Genomic DNA, 5,088 nt, shown 5'->3' with positions numbered 1-5,088 from the left:
TGAACTCCCGCTACGGCTCCCCGGTCGAGGCCTGGAACTTCTGGCAGGCCAACCACTGGTACTAAGCCACCAGCGGGCAGGGACCACAGGACGGACACACGAAAACGCTCGGCCGGAAACCCCCGGCCGAGCGTTTTCGCGTATGCGGCCACCTGGCTCATCAGCACGGACAACAGGTAAGGGAAAGGGGGAAAGAGGGAAGACCCACCTCTTGCCACTCTCAACTTATAGCGCACGGGGGGCCTTGCGGCAAGGCCCCCCTGGTACTCCAGAATCGCTCTCCTCAACCAGAACTTGCAGGAAACGGGGGCTTCGTGGAGTGCGTGCGCTGTTGTCCGTGGCGCCGGACTCCGCGGGGGACCTCGCGGATGGAGCCGCTGACATGACCCCTCTGACCACGAGCGTGTTCGACCTTCCCGGCCGTCTCTCGGCCAAGGCCGACCCGGCGCTGACCGCCGAGGACGAGCAGCACTTCGCCGCCCTCGCGGAGTGCCTCCAGCAGTCCATCGCCGAAGTCTCCGACCGTCTCGACGCCGCACGCCGGGCCCCCGGCGGCCTGGGGCAGCAGGCGATGGACCGCGACGCGGAGATCCACCGGCTGACCGCCCGGCTGCGCACACTGCGCCGCTTCGGCCTGGACCTGTGCCTCGGGCACATGGTGTGCGCGGACGACCCCGAGCCGGTGTACATCGGACGGCTCGGCCTCACGGACAGCACGGGCCGCCGGCTGATCGTCGACTGGCGTTCCCCGGCGGCCGAGCCGTTCTTCGGGGCCACCCACGCCAACCCGATGGGGCTGGTGAGCCGCCGCAGGTACCGCTGGAACCGCGGCCGCATCGGCGACTACTGGGACGAGGTGTTCACCCCGGAGGGGTTCGCCGGGCACGCCGCGCTCGACGACCAGTCCGCGTTCATCGCCAGCCTGGGCAGCAACAGGTCACCCCGGATGCGGGACGTCCTCGGGACCATCCAAGCCGACCAGGACGCCATCATCCGCGCGGGCTCCCGCGGCGCCCTCGTCGTCGACGGCGGCCCTGGAACGGGCAAGACCGTCGTCGCGCTGCACCGCTCCGCCTATCTCCTCCACTCCGATCCCCGCCTCGGTCACCGGCGCGGCGGCGTGCTCTTCGTCGGTCCGCACCGGCCCTACCTGTCGTACGTCTCCGACGTCCTCCCGAGCCTCGGCGAGGACGGCGTGCAGACCTGCATCCTGCGCGACCTCGTCGCCGAGGGAGCCACGGCCGAGGCCGAGACCGACCCGGAGACGGCCCGCCTGAAGTCCTCGGCGGACCTGGTGGGGGCGATCGAGAAGGCCGTCAGGTTCTACGAGGAACCGCCCGCAGAAGGGATGACGGTCACGACCCCGTGGTCCGACATCTGGCTGAGCGCCGACGACTGGGCCACGGCGTTCGCCGCGGCGGAACCCGGCACCCCGCACAACGAGGCGCGCGAGCAGGTCTGGGAGGAACTGGTCACGCTCCTCATGGACAAGCACGAGGAAGTGCACGAGGACGAGGACGAGGACGACGCGTACGGGTCCGGCGGTGGTGTCCCGGGCGAACTGCTGCGCAGGTCGCTGGCGCGGAACCGGGAGCTGGTCACGGCCTTCCACCGCGCCTGGCCACTGCTCGAAGCGGCCGACCTCGTCGGTGATCTGTGGTCGGTGCCCGCCTACCTGCGGATGTGCGCCCCCTGGCTCGGCCCCGACGAGGTGGAGAAGCTGCAGCGCGCCGAGCCCCAGGCCTGGACGCTGTCCGACCTGCCGTTCCTGGACGCGGCACGACAGCGCCTCGGCGACCCGGAGGCGGCCCGACGCAGGCGCCGCAACGAGGCCGTGCTCGCCGCCCAGCGCGAGCAGATGGCCCAGGTCGTCGACAACCTGATCGCGGCCGCTTCCGACTCCGGCGCCGACGGTGACGACGGCGAAGGCCTGGTGACGATGCTGCGCGGCCAGGACGCGCAGGTCAGCCTGGTCGACGAGGCGGAGCTGCGCACCGCCGACCCCGATCTCCTCGCCGGCCCGTTCGCGCACGTCGTCGTCGACGAGGCGCAGGAACTGACCGACGCCGAATGGCAGATGCTGCTCCAGCGCTGCCCCTCCCGGAGCTTCACCATCGTCGGTGACCGCGCCCAGGCCCGGCACGGGTTCACGGAGTCGTGGCAGGAACGGTTGCAGCGGGTCGGGCTCGACCGGATCAGCCTCGCCCCCCTGACCGTCAACTACCGGACGCCGGAGGAGATCATGGCGGAGGCCGAGCCGGTGATCCGGGCCGCCCTTCCGGACGCCAACGTGCCGACCTCCATCCGCGTCGGAGGCGTCCCCGTCGTCCGGGGCCGCGTGTCGGACCTCGGCCCCGTCCTCGACGCGTGGCTCGCCGAGCATGCGGAGGGGACCGTGTGCGTCATCGGCGACCCGACGTTTCCGGCCACGGACCGCGTCCGGTCGCTGACCCCCGAGCTGTCGAAGGGCCTGGAGTTCGACCTGGTGGTCCTCGTCGACCCGGAGTCGTTCGGCGACGGGATCGAGGGGGCGGTCGACCGGTACGTCGCGATGACGCGGGCGACCCGGCAACTCGTCGTCCTCCAGGACTCCGTCCTCCCGCGGTGAAGCCCGCCGTCGATCGTCGGCTACGGCTACGGCTACGGCTACGGCTACGGCCACTACGGCGATCAGTGCGGCCGGGCAGGTGGGCGCGGGCCGGCGACCGCCTCCGCGAGGAGGCGCCGGCCGACCGGGGTGCCGAGGACGCCGCGCAGCGCCGTGTCCCGTACGGCCCGCGCCGGGGCCGACCGTACGGTCCAGGTGCGGGTGGCCAGATCGGTGCGGGCCAGCACGCCCAGGGCGTCGGCGCGACGGGCCCGCCGCCACGCCGCGAGCGCGCCGTCCGCCGGGGCACCGCGGGTGGCCGCCCCCGGCAGTACGGCGGCGAGCGAGACGGCGTCGCGTAGGCCCAGGTTGAGCCCCTGGCCGCCGATCGGACTGCACACATGGGCGGCGTCGCCGATCAGCAGCACCCGGCTGCTCCCGTGGTGTGCGGCGAGACGCCGGTGGGTGCGGAACGTACTCGTCCAGCGGCATTCGCGGACGGTTGCCGTCCATCCCCGGGCGGCCGCCTCCGCGGCGAGCCACGCCGGACCGTCCGCACCCTCCGGCGCGGGACCGTGCGGCAGGTGCAGCACCACCCGCGCCCAGCCGTCGAGGTGCATCGGCAGCACCACCAGCAGACCGCGCGGTCCGCCGATCATGTGCACGCGGCCCGGATCCAGCGAGGGGTCCTCGACCCGCAGATCGGCGAGGTGCCAGGTGCCGGCGTAGGTCCGGCCGGGGAACGCCGTTCCGGCCAGGGCCCGCAGCGTGCTCGACGCGCCGTCGGCCGCCACCACCCAGCGGGCGCGCAGCGGTTCGAGGGCGTCCGAGCGGACCGTGACGCCGGCGGCGTCCTCGTCGGCCGAGCGGACGGCGGTCGAGCGGTGCACCCGCACCCCCGCCCGCTCGGCCTCCGCGGCGAGCAGCCCCTCGGTCGCGCACTGCGGGACCGTCAGGATGTACGGGTACGGGGAACGCAGGCCGGCCATGCCGACGCCGCCGAGCCGACGCCCCCGCGACCACACCTCCACCGTGTCCACGCGCCGGCCCAGCGGGTCCAGCGCATCGGCCAGCCCGCTCGGGGCCAGCGCCTCCAGGGTCCGTGCGTGCAGGTCGGTCGCCCGGGACTCGGTGACCGGACCGGGACGCCGTTCCAGCACCACCACGCCGAGCCCCGCCCGGGCGAGCAACAGCGCCGCGCTCAGCCCGACCGGCCCCGCCCCGACCACCACCACGTCCGTGTCGACTCCCATGCCCGGAACCCTATCCGCGGCCGGCGACGGCGAGTCGGCGGCCATCGCTCGCGGGCCGCCCCGCGTCACCTTGCCGTGCATGCGATTCACCCTCGGACCCGGCTCGTCCTGCGGGGACGCGGCAGGGCCGGCCGGAAGGATGGGACAGAGGTCGATCACGACTCGGATGAAAGGCGAGAGGGCGGACGAGGAGTTCTTCCAGCGCAAGATGGCCGTGCGCTTCGCCAGCTTCGACCGTGACCGCAACGGCGTCATCACCAAGGATGACTTCGAGTACATGGGCGCGCAGGTCCTGACGGGCTTCGGCCTCACGCGTGAATCCCCACGGGGCAGGCAACTGCTCGACGCGGCCGGGCGGTTCTGGGACGCACTGGCGGACGCAGCCGACGCCGATCGGGACGGTCGGATCTCGCCGCGGGAGTTCCAGCAGGCGACGACGGAGACCATGCTCGGCACGGCGGCCGGCTTCCGGCAGACCGCACGACCCTGGGTCGAGGCCGTGGCCCGGGTCGCCGACGTCGACGGCGACGGGCGATCAGCCCGGAGGAGTACCGCCGTATGCTCCGCGCGCTGGGTGCCAAGGAGGACGCCCTCGAGGAACCCGCGTCCCACGTCACCGACGCCGATGGCTCCATCTCGGTCGACGCGGTGATCGCGGTCGCAGAGGACTTCTACACCAGCGACGAGCCGCACCACCCCCTCACGTACTCGTTCGGCAAGTTCTAGGCAGCTCGGGCCCGTTCGGGGCTCAGGCCGTCGTGGAGCCCCGTGGAACGGCGCGGGCTTCGGTGTGTGCCGTGGGGCCCGCTCAGGAACGGCCGGTCAGGGCGTGCACCAGTCGCTCGACCCGGTCCTGCGGGGCGGGGGAGTCGGGGCGGCTCGTCATCAGGAGGTGGTGCAGTGTGCCCACCAGGGCGAGTGCGGCCGAGCCCGTGTCCATGCCGGGACCTACGCGCCCGAGCGCCTGCTCGGCATCGAGGTAGGTCTGTACGGAGGCCTGGATCGTGTCGAAGCCGGGAGCGCCTGCGGCCCAGGCCTCACGTACCCGTTGTGCCGCGGCCGGCCGGGTCACCGCCAGGCCGACGACCCCCGGATCCAGCGACAGGACCGCCGCGGCCAGTTCCACCAGGTTGTCGGCCACCGCGGGGGGGGGGGGGGGGGGGGGGGGGGGGGGGGGGGGGGGGGGGGGGGGGGGGGGGGGGGGGGGGGGGGGGAGCGGAGACGAACACCCCTGCTTGCTCAACGATC

4 protein-coding genes and 1 pseudogene are annotated in these 5,088 nt (G+C 73.3%); 3 read left to right on the top strand and 2 right to left on the bottom strand.

What is annotated here, in order from left to right; all coding sequences use genetic code 11:
- The first annotated feature begins 382 nt into the window (after positions 1–382).
- On the top strand, positions 383–2,608 hold the full coding sequence (gene helR / locus ACZ4VL_RS40065; protein WP_468210806.1) for an RNA polymerase recycling motor ATPase HelR: 2,226 nt from the start codon (positions 383–385) through the stop codon (positions 2,606–2,608).
- Positions 2,609–2,670: 62 nt separating this feature from the next.
- On the opposite strand, the gene ACZ4VL_RS40060 is transcribed toward helR, so the two are convergent.
- Positions 2,671–3,840: an FAD-dependent oxidoreductase gene (locus ACZ4VL_RS40060; RefSeq protein WP_468210803.1), complete on the bottom strand. Its 1,170-nt coding sequence runs from the start codon at positions 3,838–3,840 to the stop codon at positions 2,671–2,673.
- Here ACZ4VL_RS40060 and ACZ4VL_RS40055 point away from each other — a divergent pair.
- Positions 3,839–4,270: pseudogene (locus ACZ4VL_RS40055) on the top strand (hypothetical protein); the annotation flags it as partial. The gene ACZ4VL_RS40060 and the pseudogene ACZ4VL_RS40055 sit on opposite strands and share 2 nt — an antisense overlap.
- 128 nt (positions 4,271–4,398) lie before the next feature.
- Complete coding sequence (locus tag ACZ4VL_RS40050) at positions 4,399–4,566, top strand: hypothetical protein (RefSeq protein ID WP_468210809.1); 168 nt, start codon at positions 4,399–4,401, stop codon at positions 4,564–4,566.
- Positions 4,567–4,648: 82 nt separating this feature from the next.
- Here the strand turns inward: ACZ4VL_RS40050 and ACZ4VL_RS40045 are convergent, their stop codons facing one another.
- Complete coding sequence (locus ACZ4VL_RS40045; RefSeq protein ID WP_468210800.1) at positions 4,649–4,981, bottom strand: hypothetical protein; 333 nt, start codon at positions 4,979–4,981, stop codon at positions 4,649–4,651.
- Positions 4,982–5,088 lie beyond the last annotated feature (107 nt).

The organism is Streptomyces sp. NPDC029014, assembly GCF_055564695.1.
The sequence above is the reverse complement of the archived record's forward strand: the minus strand, read 5'-3'. Positions and strand labels throughout refer to the sequence as shown.